The sequence below is a fragment of the Amycolatopsis sp. La24 genome (assembly GCF_029087445.1).
In the GTDB taxonomy this organism is placed as follows: Bacteria; Actinomycetota; Actinomycetes; order Mycobacteriales; family Pseudonocardiaceae; genus Amycolatopsis; species Amycolatopsis nivea.
Window position 1 is genome coordinate 155399 of sequence record NZ_JARACH010000007.1, and the last position, 13966, is coordinate 169364.

General features: G+C 70.3%; 15 protein-coding genes. 11 read left to right on the forward strand and 4 right to left on the reverse strand.

What is annotated here, in order from left to right; translation table 11 throughout:
- Positions 1-75 precede the first annotated feature (75 nt).
- From PUT80_RS11020 to PUT80_RS11045, 6 genes are all read left to right on the forward strand, one after another.
- Positions 76-840 (forward strand): hypothetical protein, encoded by a 765-nt coding sequence (locus PUT80_RS11020; protein WP_275291826.1) that lies wholly within the window; start codon positions 76-78, stop codon positions 838-840.
- A gap of 143 nt (positions 841-983) precedes the next feature.
- Complete coding sequence (locus PUT80_RS11025; protein WP_275291827.1) at positions 984-1241, forward strand: hypothetical protein; 258 nt, start codon at positions 984-986, stop codon at positions 1239-1241.
- A 108-nt stretch (positions 1242-1349) separates the two neighbouring features.
- Positions 1350-2084, forward strand: a complete 735-nt coding sequence (locus PUT80_RS11030; RefSeq protein WP_275291828.1) for a hypothetical protein — start codon at positions 1350-1352, stop codon at positions 2082-2084.
- Between the two features lie 40 nt (positions 2085-2124).
- Positions 2125-2850, forward strand: a complete 726-nt coding sequence (locus PUT80_RS11035) for a decarboxylase (protein ID WP_275291829.1) — start codon at positions 2125-2127, stop codon at positions 2848-2850.
- A gap of 65 nt (positions 2851-2915) precedes the next feature.
- Positions 2916-3278 (forward strand): VOC family protein, encoded by a 363-nt coding sequence (locus PUT80_RS11040; RefSeq protein WP_238607142.1) that lies wholly within the window; start codon positions 2916-2918, stop codon positions 3276-3278.
- A gap of 21 nt (positions 3279-3299) precedes the next feature.
- Positions 3300-3755, forward strand: coding sequence for a MarR family transcriptional regulator (locus PUT80_RS11045; RefSeq protein ID WP_275291830.1), 456 nt, complete (start codon positions 3300-3302; stop codon positions 3753-3755).
- Here the strand turns inward: PUT80_RS11045 and PUT80_RS11050 are convergent, their stop codons facing one another.
- A complete protein-coding gene (locus tag PUT80_RS11050) occupies positions 3756-4370 on the reverse strand; it encodes a hypothetical protein (protein ID WP_275291831.1) in 615 nt (204 codons plus the stop codon).
- Between the two features lie 118 nt (positions 4371-4488).
- Between PUT80_RS11050 and lexA the strand changes: the two genes are divergently transcribed.
- Entirely contained in the window at positions 4489-5142 is a 654-nt protein-coding gene (gene lexA / locus PUT80_RS11055) for a transcriptional repressor LexA (protein WP_043833424.1), read from the forward strand.
- A gap of 44 nt (positions 5143-5186) precedes the next feature.
- Here the strand turns inward: lexA and PUT80_RS11060 are convergent, their stop codons facing one another.
- Both PUT80_RS11060 and PUT80_RS11065 read right to left on the reverse strand, forming a co-directional pair.
- A complete protein-coding gene (locus tag PUT80_RS11060; RefSeq protein ID WP_275291832.1) occupies positions 5187-6446 on the reverse strand; it encodes a Bcr/CflA family multidrug efflux MFS transporter in 1260 nt (419 codons plus the stop codon).
- 105 nt (positions 6447-6551) lie between these two features.
- Positions 6552-9689 carry a GH92 family glycosyl hydrolase gene (locus PUT80_RS11065; protein WP_275291833.1) on the reverse strand — a complete coding sequence of 1046 codons (3138 nt, stop codon included), beginning with the start codon at positions 9687-9689 and terminating at the stop codon, positions 6552-6554.
- Between the two features lie 204 nt (positions 9690-9893).
- On the opposite strand from PUT80_RS11065, the gene PUT80_RS11070 reads away from it, so the two are divergent.
- The 4 genes from PUT80_RS11070 to PUT80_RS11085 all read left to right on the forward strand — a co-directional run bounded on the left by PUT80_RS11070 (position 9894) and on the right by PUT80_RS11085 (position 13078).
- Positions 9894-10202: a cupin domain-containing protein gene (locus tag PUT80_RS11070; RefSeq protein WP_275291834.1), complete on the forward strand. Its 309-nt coding sequence runs from the start codon at positions 9894-9896 to the stop codon at positions 10200-10202.
- A 79-nt stretch (positions 10203-10281) separates the two neighbouring features.
- Positions 10282-11109 (forward strand): hypothetical protein, encoded by an 828-nt coding sequence (locus tag PUT80_RS11075; protein WP_037819487.1) that lies wholly within the window; start codon positions 10282-10284, stop codon positions 11107-11109.
- A 57-nt stretch (positions 11110-11166) separates the two neighbouring features.
- Positions 11167-11985 carry an LLM class flavin-dependent oxidoreductase gene (locus PUT80_RS11080; RefSeq protein ID WP_275291835.1) on the forward strand — a complete coding sequence of 273 codons (819 nt, stop codon included), beginning with the start codon at positions 11167-11169 and terminating at the stop codon, positions 11983-11985.
- A gap of 70 nt (positions 11986-12055) precedes the next feature.
- Positions 12056-13078 carry an NADPH:quinone reductase gene (locus PUT80_RS11085; protein WP_037819486.1) on the forward strand — a complete coding sequence of 341 codons (1023 nt, stop codon included), beginning with the start codon at positions 12056-12058 and terminating at the stop codon, positions 13076-13078.
- Here the strand turns inward: PUT80_RS11085 and PUT80_RS11090 are convergent.
- A complete protein-coding gene (locus PUT80_RS11090) occupies positions 13071-13925 on the reverse strand; it encodes an SDR family NAD(P)-dependent oxidoreductase (RefSeq protein WP_037819485.1) in 855 nt (284 codons plus the stop codon). The two genes, PUT80_RS11085 and PUT80_RS11090, sit on opposite strands and share 8 nt — an antisense overlap.
- Positions 13926-13966 lie beyond the last annotated feature (41 nt).

Consider the following 13966-nt stretch of genomic DNA (forward strand, 5'->3'; position numbering starts at 1 on the left):
GGTAACGAAAGCCTGAGCCGGGCGAATAACCGGATGTGCCCGGGGCGTCCTGGGCCTGTCCCGAACGGAAACCGCATGATTCGCCCGGTCTCGAACCGTCTCCTCCTGCGCTGGGGCGCCGTAGCGGCCGCCGCCGCGCTCGCGTGCACCGCCTGCTCCGGCTCCGGCTCCGGCGGGAACGCCGCCCCGCCGCCCGCCGCCGGCGCGGCCGCGAGTTCGCCCGCCGCACCCGCCTCGCCGTCCGCCGCCGCGCCCGACGCCGCCACCGTCGGCGCGACCGTCAAGGCCGCGATGAAGAAGTCGACCGCGGTCCACGTCAAGGGCACGAAGAGCGAAGACGGCAAGATGAAGGTCGACATGCAGTTCAACAAGGACAGCGTGAGCGGCTCGATCGAGAAGGACGGCGTCGAGGTGCCGGTGCTGCGCGTCGGCGAGAAGGTCTGGATGCGGTTCAGCAAGTCGCTGGTCAAGGAGACCGGGATGCCCGCCGAGGCCGCGGCGATGGTGAACGACAAGTGGGTGTCGCTCGACTCCCCGCTCGCCCAGGGCATGGGCGAGGTGTTCAAGCTGTTCATGGACTTCGACGTCTTCATCGGCTCCATGGCCGACGACGTCGACAAGCCCGGCTACTCCGCGGCCGAACCCGCCGACGTGGCGGGAACCCCGGCGCTGCGCTACAAGAACGGCAGCCGGACGATCTTCCTCGAAGCCGAGGGCTCCCACCGCCTGCTGCGGCTCGAGTCCCCCTCGGAAGGCACGATGGAATTCAGCGGCTGGGACCAGCCCGTCCCGGCCCAGGCCCCGCCCGCTGCCGAGATTTTCTCCGGCCCCGGCTCCTGACCGGACGGCCTCGCGTTCCCGCGCCGTTCGGGAGCGCGAGGCCTTGCGTCCACTGTGGACCGCAGCGTCACGAATCCGCTTTGGGCCGAGATAAGCCGTAACGGACCGCCGACCCGCTCGACCCCGCGGCCATCAAGGCGGCGATGAAGAAATCGACCGCGGTCCACGTCAAGGGCACGGTCAACAGCGGCGGCGACATCAAGATCGACCTGCAGCTCAACAAGGACAGCGTCAGCGGCTCGATCGAGAAGGACGGCGTCGAGGTCCCCGTGCTGCGCGTCGGCGACAAGATCTGGATGCGGTTCAGCAAGTCGCTCACCAAGAAGGCCGGACTGCCCGCCGCGGCCGCCGCGATGGTGAACGACAAGCGGGTGTCGCTCGACTCCGGTCCCGGTTCCTGACCAGACAGCCTCGCGTCCACTGTGGACCACAGCCGTAACGAACCGCCGGACCTTGCGATAACCGGATGCGCCCGGGGGTGTCCCAGGCCTGTCCCGAACGGAAACCGCATGACTCGCCCGGTCCCAAACCGTCTCCTCCTGCGCTGCGGTGCCATTGCGGCCGCGCTCGTGTGCGCCGCCTGCTCCGGTGCCGGAGGGAGTCCAACCCTGCCGCTGGTCAGCGCGGCGGCGAGTTCGCCGGTCAAGCCGTTCGACGCGCCGCCCGATGCCGCGACGGTCGGGGACACCGTCGCGAACGAACTGGGCATGGCCAGGGCGGTCCACCTCAAAGGCACGAGCGCCGACGGCCTCACCGTCGACCTGCAGCTCAACCACGACAGTGCGAGCGGTTCGATCGAGAAGGACGGCGCGCCGCTGTCGCTGGTGCGCGTCGGCGACAAGGTGTGGATCAAAGTCACCGCCGCGCTGGCGAAGATCACCGGACTGTCCGCCCGAGCCATGTCGACAATGGACGGCAAGTGGCTGCCGGCGGACGCTCCGCTGCTCCACGGCCGCGGCGCGAAGTTGAAGGACCTCCTGGACTGCGACTCCTTCCTCGACTCCGCCGCCGACGAGCTCGGCCAGCCCGGCTACTCCGCGGGCGAACCCGTCGACCTGGAGGGCACTCCGGCGGTGCGCTACCGGAACGGCAGCAAGGCGATCTACCTCGGGCGCTTCGGGACGACCTACTCCCTGATGCGGTACGAGTCCCCGCGGGACGGGGCGCTGGACCTCGACCTGGGCGACCCCCGCCCGGCCAAGGCCCCCTCCGCCGACGAGATCTACTCCGGTCCCGGCTCCTGAAGTTCTGCCGTCCGGGCGAACGAGTGCGACACTGCCCGAGATGATCGGTCTGCTGTATCCCACTCGCGATTGCGCCGAGGACGACTTCACCGCCCTCGCCGGATGCCTGGACGCCCGGCCCGGCGTGGAGTTCGCCTACGTGCCCTGGGCGCGGCGCGTGGTCGAGCGGGAGAACGTCCAGACCGCCGTGCGCGAGCTGAGCGAGCCGGACCGGCTGGTCCGGACGGCGGCGAAGTTCACGACGTCCCCGCGCGTGGTCAGCTGGGTGTGCGCGAGCTGCAGTTTCCTCGACGGCGTCGCCGTGGCCAAGACGCAGACCGACGCCCTGACGGACGCGCTGGGCGTCCCGGCGAGCAGCACGTCACTGGCGTTCCTCGCCGCCGCGCACCGGCTCGGCCTCAAGCGGATCTCGCTCGCCTCGGTATACGCGCCGGACATCACCGACGCGTTCTCGGCGTTCCTTGCCGAGGAAGACATCGCCACCGTGCACGCCGTGTCGGCCGATGCCGGTTCGGACCGCGATCTGGCGGCGTGGGACAGCGGCCGCATCCGCGAACTGGTCGATTCCGCGGCCTCGCCGGACGCCCAGGCCGTCCTGCTCCCGGAGACCGCCCTGCACACCGCGCCGCTGCTCGCCGAGCTCGAAAACCGGGCGGGCAAACCCGTGCTGACCGCGACGCAGGTGACGCTCTGGCACTGCCTCACCCTGCTCGGCCGGCCTGCCGCCGGACCGGGTCTCGGCACGCTGCTCGCCCACCCGCATTGACCGTCCACTGTGGACAAACAAGATCCCGGGCATAACCGCGGCCGATCGCGGGTAATTCCCCGATCATGAGCAGCCACCTGATCGCCGTCACCGTCGACTGCCGAGACGCCGACGCGCTCGCCGAATTCTGGCGGGAAGCGCTGGGCTACCCGCCTGCCGAGCGGTGGCCGGACAGCCACGGACTCGCCTACGTCGAACTGAAAGCGCCGGACCGGCCGTCGCTGCTGTTCCAGCCGGTGCCCGAGGGGAAGACCGTCAAGAACCGGCTGCACCTGGACATCGCGCCGGACACCGTGGAACAGCGCGACGAAGTGGCCCGCCTCGTCACGCTTGGCGCGAAAGTCGTGGAAGATCCGGAGAACGACCACTGGATTGTGTTGAAAGACCCCGAAGACAACGAATTCTGTGTCCTCCCCCGGCGGTCCTGACCCCGCGCTACGATCTCCGCCGTGCCCGACCCCCGAATGCCCGCACACCCCGACCTCGGCATGCTCGCCGGGCGGTTGCTGTTCGCGGTGCAGCGGGAACTGTTCACCGCGCTGGCCGCCGAGGGTTTCGCCGACCTGAGCCCCCGGCACGGCGCGGTGCTCGCCTACCTCGGCCCGGACGGCGCCCGCGCGACCGAACTGTCCCGTCTCTCCGGACGGCGTAAGCAGGTCATCGGCACGATGGTCGACGAACTCGCGACGCTCGGCTACGTCGAACGCCGCCCCGACCCGGCCGACCGGCGGGCGAAACTCGTCTGCCCGACCGAACGCGGACAGGCCATGATCGCGGCCTCGACCCGCATTCTCGCCGGGATCGAGGACCGGCACGCCCAGCGCCTCGGCCAGGCCGAGTACGCCGAGTTCAAGCGGGTGCTCACCGAGGTCACGGACGAGCAGCGGCACTTCGCCGGGCAGTGATCACTGGCCCGGCCAATTCTGCTGCGGCGGGCCGGAGGCGGGCCATTGCCCCGGCATCGGCTGCTGCGGATACGGCTGCTGGGGATACTGCGGCTGCTGCGGGTACTGCTGCGGCATTCCCGGAGCGCCGTACTGCTGCGGATACTGCTGCCCCGGATACTGCTGTCCCATCGGATACTGCGGCATCCCCGGAACCGGTGCCCCGTAAGGCATTCCGTATCCCACGGGCGGAGGCGTCTTCGCGGACACCGCGGGCAGCCACAGCACCACCGCCAGGATCGCGATCACGCCGAACGCGATGGTGTCCCACCAGGAATGAGCGAGGATCACCCCGGCGAGCGCGCACAGCAGCTGCACCGGCGCGCCCCACAGCAGAATCCGGCCGACCGATTGCCGCCGCGGGAAAATCAACACGATGCCGACGAGCACCGCGATCGCCAGCACCAGGGACGCCGCAGACAGATAACTGGACGGGCCAGCGCGGCCTCCAACGCTCACGATTGTGCCGACCGACCAGAATCCGCCGAGTACCACATAGGTCTCCAGCAGTGCGAGGACCACCGCCACCGCGATGCCGATCCCCGTCACCTTCGGCCGTACTGCCGGCTGAGTCATCCCCGGTCCCCTCCGTCACCCTCCGGAGGGAACACTCTACCAAGCGCATCCACCGTCCACAGTGGAACAACCGCCCCGGCCCCGGCGACCGGCCCGCCCGCCGTCTACGATCGGCCCCGTGACCGCCTACGACGACGTCTTCGACGACCTGGACGCTTCGGCCCTGCCCGAGCGGCAGCAGCGCATCCTCGCCACCATCCGGGACTGGGTGGGCAGGCACGGATACTCGCCGAGCACGCGCGAGATCGGCGAAGCGGTCGGGCTGCGGTCGACGTCCTCGGTGTCGAAGCATCTCGCCGCGCTGGAGGACAAGGGGTTCCTGCGGCGCAGCCCCACCGTCTCCCGCCCGATCGACGTGCGCGCCTTCCTCGGCGACCTGCCCACGCGCGAAAGCAGCGACTCCGTGCCGGTGCCGGTGGTCGGCGACATCGCCGCGGGCACGCCGATCTCCGCGCAGGAGCACGTGGACGACGTCATGCAGCTGCCGCGCGGGCTCACCGGCCGCGGCACCGTGTTCGGGCTGCGCGTGCGCGGCGATTCGATGGTCGACGCGGCGATCTGCGACGGCGACATCGTCGTGGTCAAGCAGCAGCCCGAGGCGCATTCGGGGCAGATCGTCGCCGCGATGATCGACGAGGAGGCGACGGTCAAGGTCTACCGCCGCCGCGACGGGCACGTCTACCTCGAGCCCCGCAACCCGGCCTACGACGTGATCGACGGCGACCGGGCCACGGTGCTCGGCGTGGTCGTCTCGGTGCTCCGCAGCATGTGAGCGGCGATGCCGGGGCGCACCGGCACCGCCACCCACGAGCCACCTCAGTCGACGGCCACCGGGACCCGGGTGTCGGCCAGCACCTCCGGCTCGGCCGCCCGGCCCTGCCACGGCCGCGCGACCAGCCACAGCACCAGGCCGGACACCACCAGTCCGCCGAACATCACCGTCGCCATCGCGACCGCGTTGTTGCCCAGCAGGCCGACCACCGGCGACACCGCCGCGCCGACGCCGAACTGCACCGCGCCCAGCAGCGACGCCGCGGTCCCGGCGTTGTCGCCATGCGCGTCGAGCGCGACCGCCGGCGCGTTCGGCAGGATCAGCCCGGCGAAGAACAGCACCACCCACACCGGCACCGCGACGCCGAACATGCCGCCGAAGCCGGTCAGCGCGGTCACCAGCAGCACCGCGGCCGAGGCCGCCGCCGCGACGCTCGCGAAAAGCAGCACCTGGTGCGGTTCGAACCGGTTCATCAGCCGGGCGTTGACCTGCGTCGCGGCGATCAGCCACACCGCGCTCGCCCCGAACATCAGGCCGAACTGCTGCTGGTCGAGCCCGTACTGCTGCTGGAAGACGAACGACCCGCCGCTGACGAACGCGAACAGCCCGGCCATCGCGAACCCGGCCACCAGCACCAGCCCGACGAACGAGCGGTCGGTGAACAGCGTCCGGTAGGACCGCATGGTCGCCCGGACCTTGAACGGCTGCCGCCGCGCGGGCGGCAGGGTCTCCGGCAGCGCCAGCGCCGCCGCGACGCCGCTCGCCAGCCCGATCGCGGCGAGCGCCACGAACACCCCGCGCCAGTGCGTCCACGCCAGCAGCGCGCTGCCGAGCGTCGGGGCCAGCACCGGGGACACGCCCATCACCAGGATGAGCTTGGACAGCAGTTTCGCCGCGGCGCGATCGGTGTAGAGGTCGCGCACCACGGCCAGCGCCAGCACCGCGCCCGCCGAGGCGCCCAGCCCCTGCAGCACGCGCGCCGCGCTCAGCAGCTCGACCGTCGGCGCGACCAGGCACAGCAGCGACGCGAGCACGTGGATCGCGCTTCCCGCGACGAGCGGAATCCGCCGCCCCATCGCGTCCGAGAGCGGGCCGGCGATCAGCTGGCCCAGGCCGAGCCCCAGCACCGTTCCGGTGAGGGTCAGCTGGATCGTCGACTCCGTCGTCAACAGTTCGCGGGTGATGTCCGGCAGAGCCGGCAGATACATGTCGATGGACAGCGGCCCCAGTGCCACCAGAACGCCCAGCACGAGCACCAGCTTCAGCTGGCTCCCGGCTTTCGGCGCTTCGCGTGTTTCGTTCACGCCACTCCCCTTCGTCGTGAGCACGCCAGTGACTTACGACGAAGGGGGCCGAGAAATTCCGGAACCCCCGAACAGATCACACCCTGGGAATCCCGCTTGACAAACTCAGCCGAGGCCGAGGGCGAATACGTGGAGGTCCGGATCGGACGGGAGCGTCACCGTCGCGATCTTCTTGCCCGCCGGGATTTCCAGCGGCGACGTCGCGTAGACCGATGCGCCGATTCCCTGGCCGCCGGGCTGATTCCGGTACGCGGTGCGGGCCACGAGCGTATTGCCGAACACTGGTTCGGTTTTTCCGCCCGGCAACACCCAGTCACCGAACGAAAGATCGGCGGTCGCCGTCGTGCCGTCGGTGAACGCGACCGTCGCGCTCCCGCGATGGTCTCCGTTCGTCGCCGAACCGACGAAAAGCAGGCGGGCGGCTGAAGTTCCACCTAGATCGAGCTTCTGCCCGGACGGCACCGCGTTGTCCGGACGGCCGGACGGCGCGGCGGGCCAGACGAACGTCGTGCCCGCCGCGTGTCCGGTCGAACCCGGAGCGAGACCGGCGTCCGCCAGCGCTTTCCGCGAATAGCTGTTTCCGGCACCGTCGAAATTCGCCGAACCGCCGTCGCCGTCGTCGGAAATCCCGGCATTGCCGAAGGTCGCGGCGAGGCTTCCCTTCGGCGCGACCAAAACAATTACCGAGGAAGAAACGGAATGTCCGGCTCCGCGCAATGTCACCGGCACTTCGTAGTAACCCGCGGGAGTGCCCGCCGCCGCGGTCACGGTCAGGTCCGTTTTCCCGCCGCCGGTGTGGTTGTCGAGCCACACCGAACGCGGTCCGGACACGGTGATCCCGGCGGGCGCCGACGTCGAGAGGTTCAGCGAGCGCAGGTGCCCGCCGAGCCGCTGGCCGTTCACCGCGACCGTGCCGGAGCCGCCCGGTTCGAGGGTCACCTGGTTGGCGACCGAGCCGACGAACGGTTCCTCGTTGTCCCGATAGGACGGTGGTTGCGTGTTCGCCGCCCAGTTCCGGTCCGGCTGCGCGGACAGCGCGAAGTCGAGCCGACCGCCGTTGCGCGCGAGATCTTGCGGCAGCGACGTCCGGTCCCACCGGTGCCCGTTCAGCGCGAGGCCGTGGACGTACTGCGTGGTCGTCGAGGCTTCCGGCGCGCGGATGTCCAGCGTGCGGCCGCCGGGCAGGGTCAGCACCGCGCGCTCGAACAGCGGGCTGTGCACGGTGAGGTCCGGCGTGCCCGGAGTCGACGGGTACAGGCCCAGCGCGGCCCAGACGTACCAGGACGATTGCGCGCCGAGGTCGTCGTTTCCGGGCTCTCCATCTGGCGTAGCGCTGAACAGAGTGGTCGCGATCCGGCGCACCACCTCTTGGGTCTTCCACGGCTGGCCGACGTGGTTGTACATCCAGGGAACGCCGAAGTCGGGCTCGTTGCCCGCCCACATGTACGGTTCGTTCGGGCCGACGTTGAGCTTCTGGAAGAACGTGTCGAGCCGCGCGGACACCGCCGCCGGACCGCCCATCGCGGTCACCAGCCCGGCCGTGTCCTGCGGCACGAGCCAGGTGTACTGCGCGGCGTTGCCCTCGTCGAAACCGTCCTGGCCGAAGGTGCCGGGCGCGGGCGGCTGGTAGGCCGGGCCGTCCGGGAACCGGCCGTCCTGGCCGCGCGGCTGCAGGTAGCCGGTCGCCGGGTTGAACAGATGCTGCCAGTTCTGGCCGCGTTTCGCGAAGTCGCGGGCGACGCCTCGGTCGCCGATCGCACCCGCGAACTGCGAGATGGCGAAGTCGTCGATCGCCCATTCCAGCGTGATCGAGGCGCCGACGCGGGCGTGGTCGCCGCGGGAGGCGTCGTTGTTGGGCAGGTAGCCGCGGGCGAGATAGTCCGCGATCCCCCGGCGTTCCTGGTACGCGCCGGGCGTCTCGTCCACCGACGTCGCACCCTTGACCAGGTACTTCAACGCGGTCTTGACGTCGAAGTCGCGCGCGCCGAAGGCGTAGAGGCTCGACAGCAGCGCGACCGAGCTGTCGCCGGTCATCTGCCCGGTGTAGCCGTTGGCCATCGGCCAGCGCGGCCACCAGCCGCCCTGGACCGCGTCGTTGGTCAGCGACTGCGCCATGTCGCTGGCTTCCTTCGGGAACAGCATGCCGTGCAGGGGCGCGAGCGAGCGGTAGGTATCCCAGTCGGAGAAGTTGGCATACTGCGAATGCCCGGCCGGGAGCGTGCGGACCTGGTTGTCGAAGCCGAGGTAGCGGCCGTCGGCGTCGTTGAACGTGTTGGGGTGCATCAGGCCGTGGTAGAGCGCGGTGTAGAACGTCTTGAGCTGCGCGGAGTCCTTGCCCGCCACGCGGATCCGGCCGAGTGCGTCGCGCCAGGCGTCCTTGGTGCCCTTGCGCATCGCGGCGAAGTCCCAGCCGGGGGTCATGTTCTTCTTCGCGCCCTGAACGTCCACATAGGACATCGAGACCTTCGCGTGGACCACGCCGGCGTCGCCGAACGTCAGGTACGCCCCGGCTTTCGGCGCGTCGACCTGGTCGCTGCCGGGCTGGACGGTTTTGCCGTCCCAGGTGCCGTGCGCGGTGAACGGACGGTCGAAGGTGATGTCGTAGTAGACGGTGTACTTGTTCGGTTTTCCGCAGAAGTGGCCGGTCGTCGCCTGGCCGCTGACCTCGCGGTCGCCGGTGATCCGCAGCCCCGCCGCGGAGTTGCCCGCCAGGCTCGCGCCGCCCTTCACGAGCACCTGCGCGTTCTGCCCCGCCGGGAAGGTGAACGCCGCCATCCCCGTGCGGGTGGTCGCGGTCAGCTCGGTGCGCACGCCGGAATCGGGGAAGGTGACCGCGTAATAGCCGGGTTCAGCCTGCTCGCCGTCGTGGGTGAAGCGCTCGACCCGGTCCCACGGTTTCGCCCCGACGTCGCCGGTGACCGGCAGGATCGGAACGTCGCCGAACGCGTTGCAGCCGACCGACGCGTGGTCGAGGCTGAAACCGCGAATCTTGTCGCTGTGGTACTGGTAGCCGGCGTAGGACCCGTCGGTGTCCGGCGAGAACTGCATCATCCCGAACGGCGCCGCGGGCCCGGGAAAGTTGTTGATCTCGCCGACCGAGGTGCCGCCGCGGCCGGTCCCGATGAGCGGATCCACGTACGCCGCCGGATCGCCGACCAGGGCCGCCTGCGGCGCGGCCGCCGCGACGGTCCCCGCTCCGACGACCGCCGCCGTCGCCAACGCTGCCACGACTGAGTACCGCACGGCACCTCCCAGACCTCGTGTTGTCCGACCTTTCCGGCTCGCGGGCGGCGAGGTCAACCGGATGACAGAGATCTGGCCGGTTTCGACCGGACAGACATCCGACCGGCGGCACGGCAGACTCCTGCGGAGGTCGGAATCAGATTCCGTCCGGGGTTTCCGCACAGACCTGCGCTTCGCGTGCCTGCCGGGCTAGCCTCGACGGACATGACAGAACCTGCCACCCGGGACGTCGAGGGCCACGAGGTCGGCTCCGGCGTCTCCGTCATCCGCGAATACGCCACCGAGCCCGGGACCGGACCTCGGCTGCACCGGCATCCCTACCGCGAAACCTTCGTCATCCAGCGCGGGCGCGCGTTGTTCACCATCGGCGAGGAGCAGCGCGAAGGGGTCGCCCGGGAGGTGCTCGTCGCTCCGGCGAACACCCCGCACAAGTTCGTTTCCCTCGGTCCCGGACCCTACGAGGCGGTGCACATCCACGAGAACGACCGGTTCGTCACCGAGTGGCTGGAGTGAGGTCGAGCCGCATTTGTACGTCCCGTGTATCCCGTTCGGCGATGCTCGGCCCGGACCGACCAGGACCGGGAGGACACGGATGCTCAGGAAACTCGCAGTGCTCACCGCCGGAGCCGCGGCGGCGGCCACGGTCGCCGTCGCCGTTCCGGGCGTAGCCGCGGCGCTGCCGGCGGCGAACATGGAGGCCGTGCTGCTCGCGGCCCAGATCGACCCGCAGCGCGCCGACAGCACGCAGACCCCGGGCGCGCACGACAGCGTCCTGCTGGTCGAAAAGGCGCTGCAGGCGAAGGGGCTGCTGGACGCCAAGTACGTCGACGGCTACTTCGGCACCACCACGATCGACGCCTACTCGAAGTACCAGAAATCCCTTGGCTACACCGGAATCGACGCGTCCGGTCTGCCCGGCAAGACGTCGCTGGAGAAGCTCGGTTCCGGCAAGTACACGGTGTCGAACGTCGTGTCCGCGGGCAGCCACGTGACTTACCACGGCGTCACGCTGAACACGCGCACCAAGGCGATGCTCCAGGCGGCGGAGAAGCTGTTCGGCAAGGATGTCGGCCTCACCCAGGGCTCGTACAACCCGGGCGGCGTCGGCGCGTCTGCCGGAACGCACGACGGCGGCGGCGCTTTCGACGTTTCGGTGGCGAACATGTCCTCGGCGACCCGCACTGAATTCGCCAAGGATCTCCGGAAAGTCGGGTTCGCGGCCTGGGTGCGCACGCCGTCCCAGGGCGACTGGGGCTACCACATCCACGCGATCGCGGTGAACGACCCGGATCTGTCCTCGGGCGCGCAGCACCAGGTCGGCGCTTATTACCTCGGGCAGAACGGCCTCGCCAACCACGGCAAGGACGACGGCCCCGCGGTCAACCCGAAGCTGACCTGGGAGCAGTACCAGCGCGGCTGACTCACCCGGCTGCCGCATTTGCTGGCGCGAGTGCGGCAGCCGTGGTTTTCTGGTGCCATGGCGGGAAAAACATTTCGGTTCGGGGTGGTCGCGGCAGCGCAGGAGGGCGGCGCGAAATGGCGCGAAACGGCCCGCCGTGCGGAGGATCTCGGATATTCGACTCTGCTGTCGCCGGACAATCTCCGCCTCCCCACCCCGACCGCGGCGCTGGCCGTCGCCGCGGCGGTGACGACCGAACTGCGCGTCGGCACGTTCGTCTACGCCAGCCCGCTGCGCACGCCGCGCGCGGCCGCGTGGGAGGCGCACAGCCTCAGCGTGCTCACCGAGCGCCGGTTCGAGATGGGGATCGGCACCGGGATCCCGCCGATGCGCGAGGCCGCCGCCGAACTGGGCCTGCCGTACGGCACCGGCCCGGAGCGGCTCGCTCAGGTGTCGGACACGATCTCGCACCTGCGCCGCCTCGACGGTGACGCGCACACGCCGGTGATGGTCGCCGCGGGCGGTCCGAAAGCCCGGCGGCTGGCCGGGGAACGGGCAGACATCGTCACTCTCGCGGGCAGCGTACTCGCGAGCCGCGCCGAGACCGCGGAGTACGCCGCCGAGATCCGCTCGGCGGCCGGCGGCCGGGACGTCGAACTGGCGATGAACATTTTCGTCGTCGGCGAAGAGATCCCGCCGTGGATCCGCGGTTTCATCGGGCACGACCACGAAACCCTCGTCGAGCACGACTCCCTCACCCTCCTGCGCGGCGGACCGGCCGCGATGGCCGACGAGCTGCAGCGGCGGCGGGAGGAGCTCGGGGTGTCGTACTACAGCGTGAACGGCGCGTTCATCCAGGACTTCGCCCCGGTGATCGCGCGGCTCGCCGGGCGCTGAGCCACTCCCGCGAAGCTGCAGCGGGTCGCCCGGCGGGAATAGCCGCGCCGGCCGGGGCATTGCACCGAGGGTGAAAGCTGTGACCTACCGCCAGTTCGGCGGCCCGGAAGTGCTGACGTTGTCCGAACTCGCCGTGCCCGAGCCGGGGCCGGGCGAGGTGCGCGTGCGGATCGTCGTGTCCGCGGTGAATCCGACCGACTGGAAGGCGCGTTCCGGCTCCCGCTTCGGCGTCGAGGCCGAGTTGTCCGTGCCCAACCAGGACGGGGCGGGCGTCGTGGACGCGGTCGGCGCCGGGGTGGACGGATTCTCCGTGGGCGACCGGGTGTGGCTGCTGCTGGCCGCCGCGCACTCGCCGACGTCCGGGACCGCGCAGGAGTACACCGTGCTTCCGGCGGACCGGCTCGTCCCGCTCCCCGACGAGTCCGGGTTCGACGAGGGTGCCGCCTTCGCGATCCCGGCGCTCACCGCGCACCGCGCGCTCACCGTCGCGGAGGACGGACCGCAGCGGCTCGCCCCGAATGCGTTGGCGGGCAAGACGATTCTCGTCAGCGGCGGCGCGGGCGCGGTCGGCAACGCCGCGATCCAGCTGGCGCGCTGGGCCGGAGCGACCGTGATCGCCACGGTCAGCACGGAGGACAAAGCAGCGCTCGCGCGCGCCGCCGGTGCGCAGCATGTCGTGCGGTACACCGAAGGAGACGTCGCCGCCGCGATCCGGGAAATCGCGCCGGACGGGGTCGACGTGATCGTGGAGGTCGCCGTCGGCGTGAACGCTCCCCTGCACGCCGCGGTTCTCCGCCCGCGCGGGGTGGTCGCGGCCTACGGAGACGACCGCGGCACCGGGACCGTGACTGTCGATTTTGGACAGAACGTCTTCCTCAACAGCCGCTACCAGTTCCTGGTGCTCTACACCGTCGGATGGGACCGGCTGCGCGCCGGCGCGGAAGACCTGAACACCGCCCTGCGCGACGGCGGGCTCCGGCTCGGCCCGGATCACGGGCTCCCCGTGCACCGGTTCCCGCTGGCGGAAACCGCACGTGCGCACGAGGCGTCGGAGAAGGGCGTCACCGGGAAGGTGCTGATCGACGTCAGCTGAATACCGGCTCGACCCCGGTCAGCTCCACGCTCGCCGCCCACACCCGGGCGGCGGCTTCGGGGTCCGCGTACGGCCCGCGCACCGGCTCCGGCCGGGGCTTTCCCTTGAGCCCGAACACGCGCGGCCCCCAGATCTGACCACTGTGGACATCCGGACCGACTGCCGCCCGCACCGCTGGCCGCGCGCCGCCATCCTTGCCCTGCAAGGCAATGCGCGCGAGACTCAGCTTCCTGCTCCGCACATGCAGCGGCGGCCGGTCCGGAGTCAGGCTGTCCAATGCCCCGCCCGGATGCGCGACCACACTCAGCCAGCTGCTGCCGGACGCCCGCAGCCGCCGATCCAGCTCCAACGCGAAGAGCGTTTGCGCGAGCTTCGACCGCTCGTACGCGGTTTTCGGCTGGTAATCCCGCTTGCTCTGGAGATCGTCGAAATCGAGCTTCGCTGATTTCGCCGCGAAACTGCCCATGGTCACGATCCTCGCCCCCGGCATCAACCGGTCCTGAAGCGCCGCGGTCAGCGCGAAATGCCCGAGATGATTGACCCCGAAGGTCATCTCGTGGCCGTCCTTGGTCTCCCGCCGCTCCGGCCCTTCGAGATACACCCCCGCGTTCAGCACGACCGCGTCGAGTTCCCCGACCTCGATCCCCTTCACCGACGCCAGATCGGCAAGGTCCAGCCGCGCCCACGACGCGCGCACCCCCGGGACCCGCTCGCGCAGCACCCGCAGCGCGACCTCCGCCTTGGCCGCGTCCCGGCTGCCGAGGACCACTTCCACCCCCGCCTCGGCTAACTGCTCCGCGACGAAGTAGCCGATCCCCGCGTTTCCCCCGGTCACCAGCACCGTCATGACACCCTCCTAAAACTGAAGTGACTTCAACTTTAGACCCA

What these genes read in the sequence shown, in the direction of transcription:
- PUT80_RS11030 (WP_275291828.1), top strand. Translation starts at nt 1,350, where the DNA reads ATGACTCGCCCGGTCCCAAACCGTCTCCTCCTGCGCTGCGGTGCCATT.
- PUT80_RS11020 (WP_275291826.1), top strand. Translation starts at nt 76, where the DNA reads ATGATTCGCCCGGTCTCGAACCGTCTCCTCCTGCGCTGGGGCGCCGTA.
- PUT80_RS11090 (WP_037819485.1), bottom strand. Translation starts at nt 13,925, where the DNA reads ATGACGGTGCTGGTGACCGGGGGAAACGCGGGGATCGGCTACTTCGTC.
- PUT80_RS11040 (WP_238607142.1), top strand. Translation starts at nt 2,916, where the DNA reads ATGAGCAGCCACCTGATCGCCGTCACCGTCGACTGCCGAGACGCCGAC.
- PUT80_RS11080 (WP_275291835.1), top strand. Translation starts at nt 11,167, where the DNA reads ATGGCGGGAAAAACATTTCGGTTCGGGGTGGTCGCGGCAGCGCAGGAG.
- PUT80_RS11075 (WP_037819487.1), top strand. Translation starts at nt 10,282, where the DNA reads ATGCTCAGGAAACTCGCAGTGCTCACCGCCGGAGCCGCGGCGGCGGCC.
- PUT80_RS11035 (WP_275291829.1), top strand. Translation starts at nt 2,125, where the DNA reads ATGATCGGTCTGCTGTATCCCACTCGCGATTGCGCCGAGGACGACTTC.
- PUT80_RS11025 (WP_275291827.1), top strand. Translation starts at nt 984, where the DNA reads ATGAAGAAATCGACCGCGGTCCACGTCAAGGGCACGGTCAACAGCGGC.
- PUT80_RS11070 (WP_275291834.1), top strand. Translation starts at nt 9,894, where the DNA reads ATGACAGAACCTGCCACCCGGGACGTCGAGGGCCACGAGGTCGGCTCC.
- PUT80_RS11050 (WP_275291831.1), bottom strand. Translation starts at nt 4,370, where the DNA reads ATGACTCAGCCGGCAGTACGGCCGAAGGTGACGGGGATCGGCATCGCG.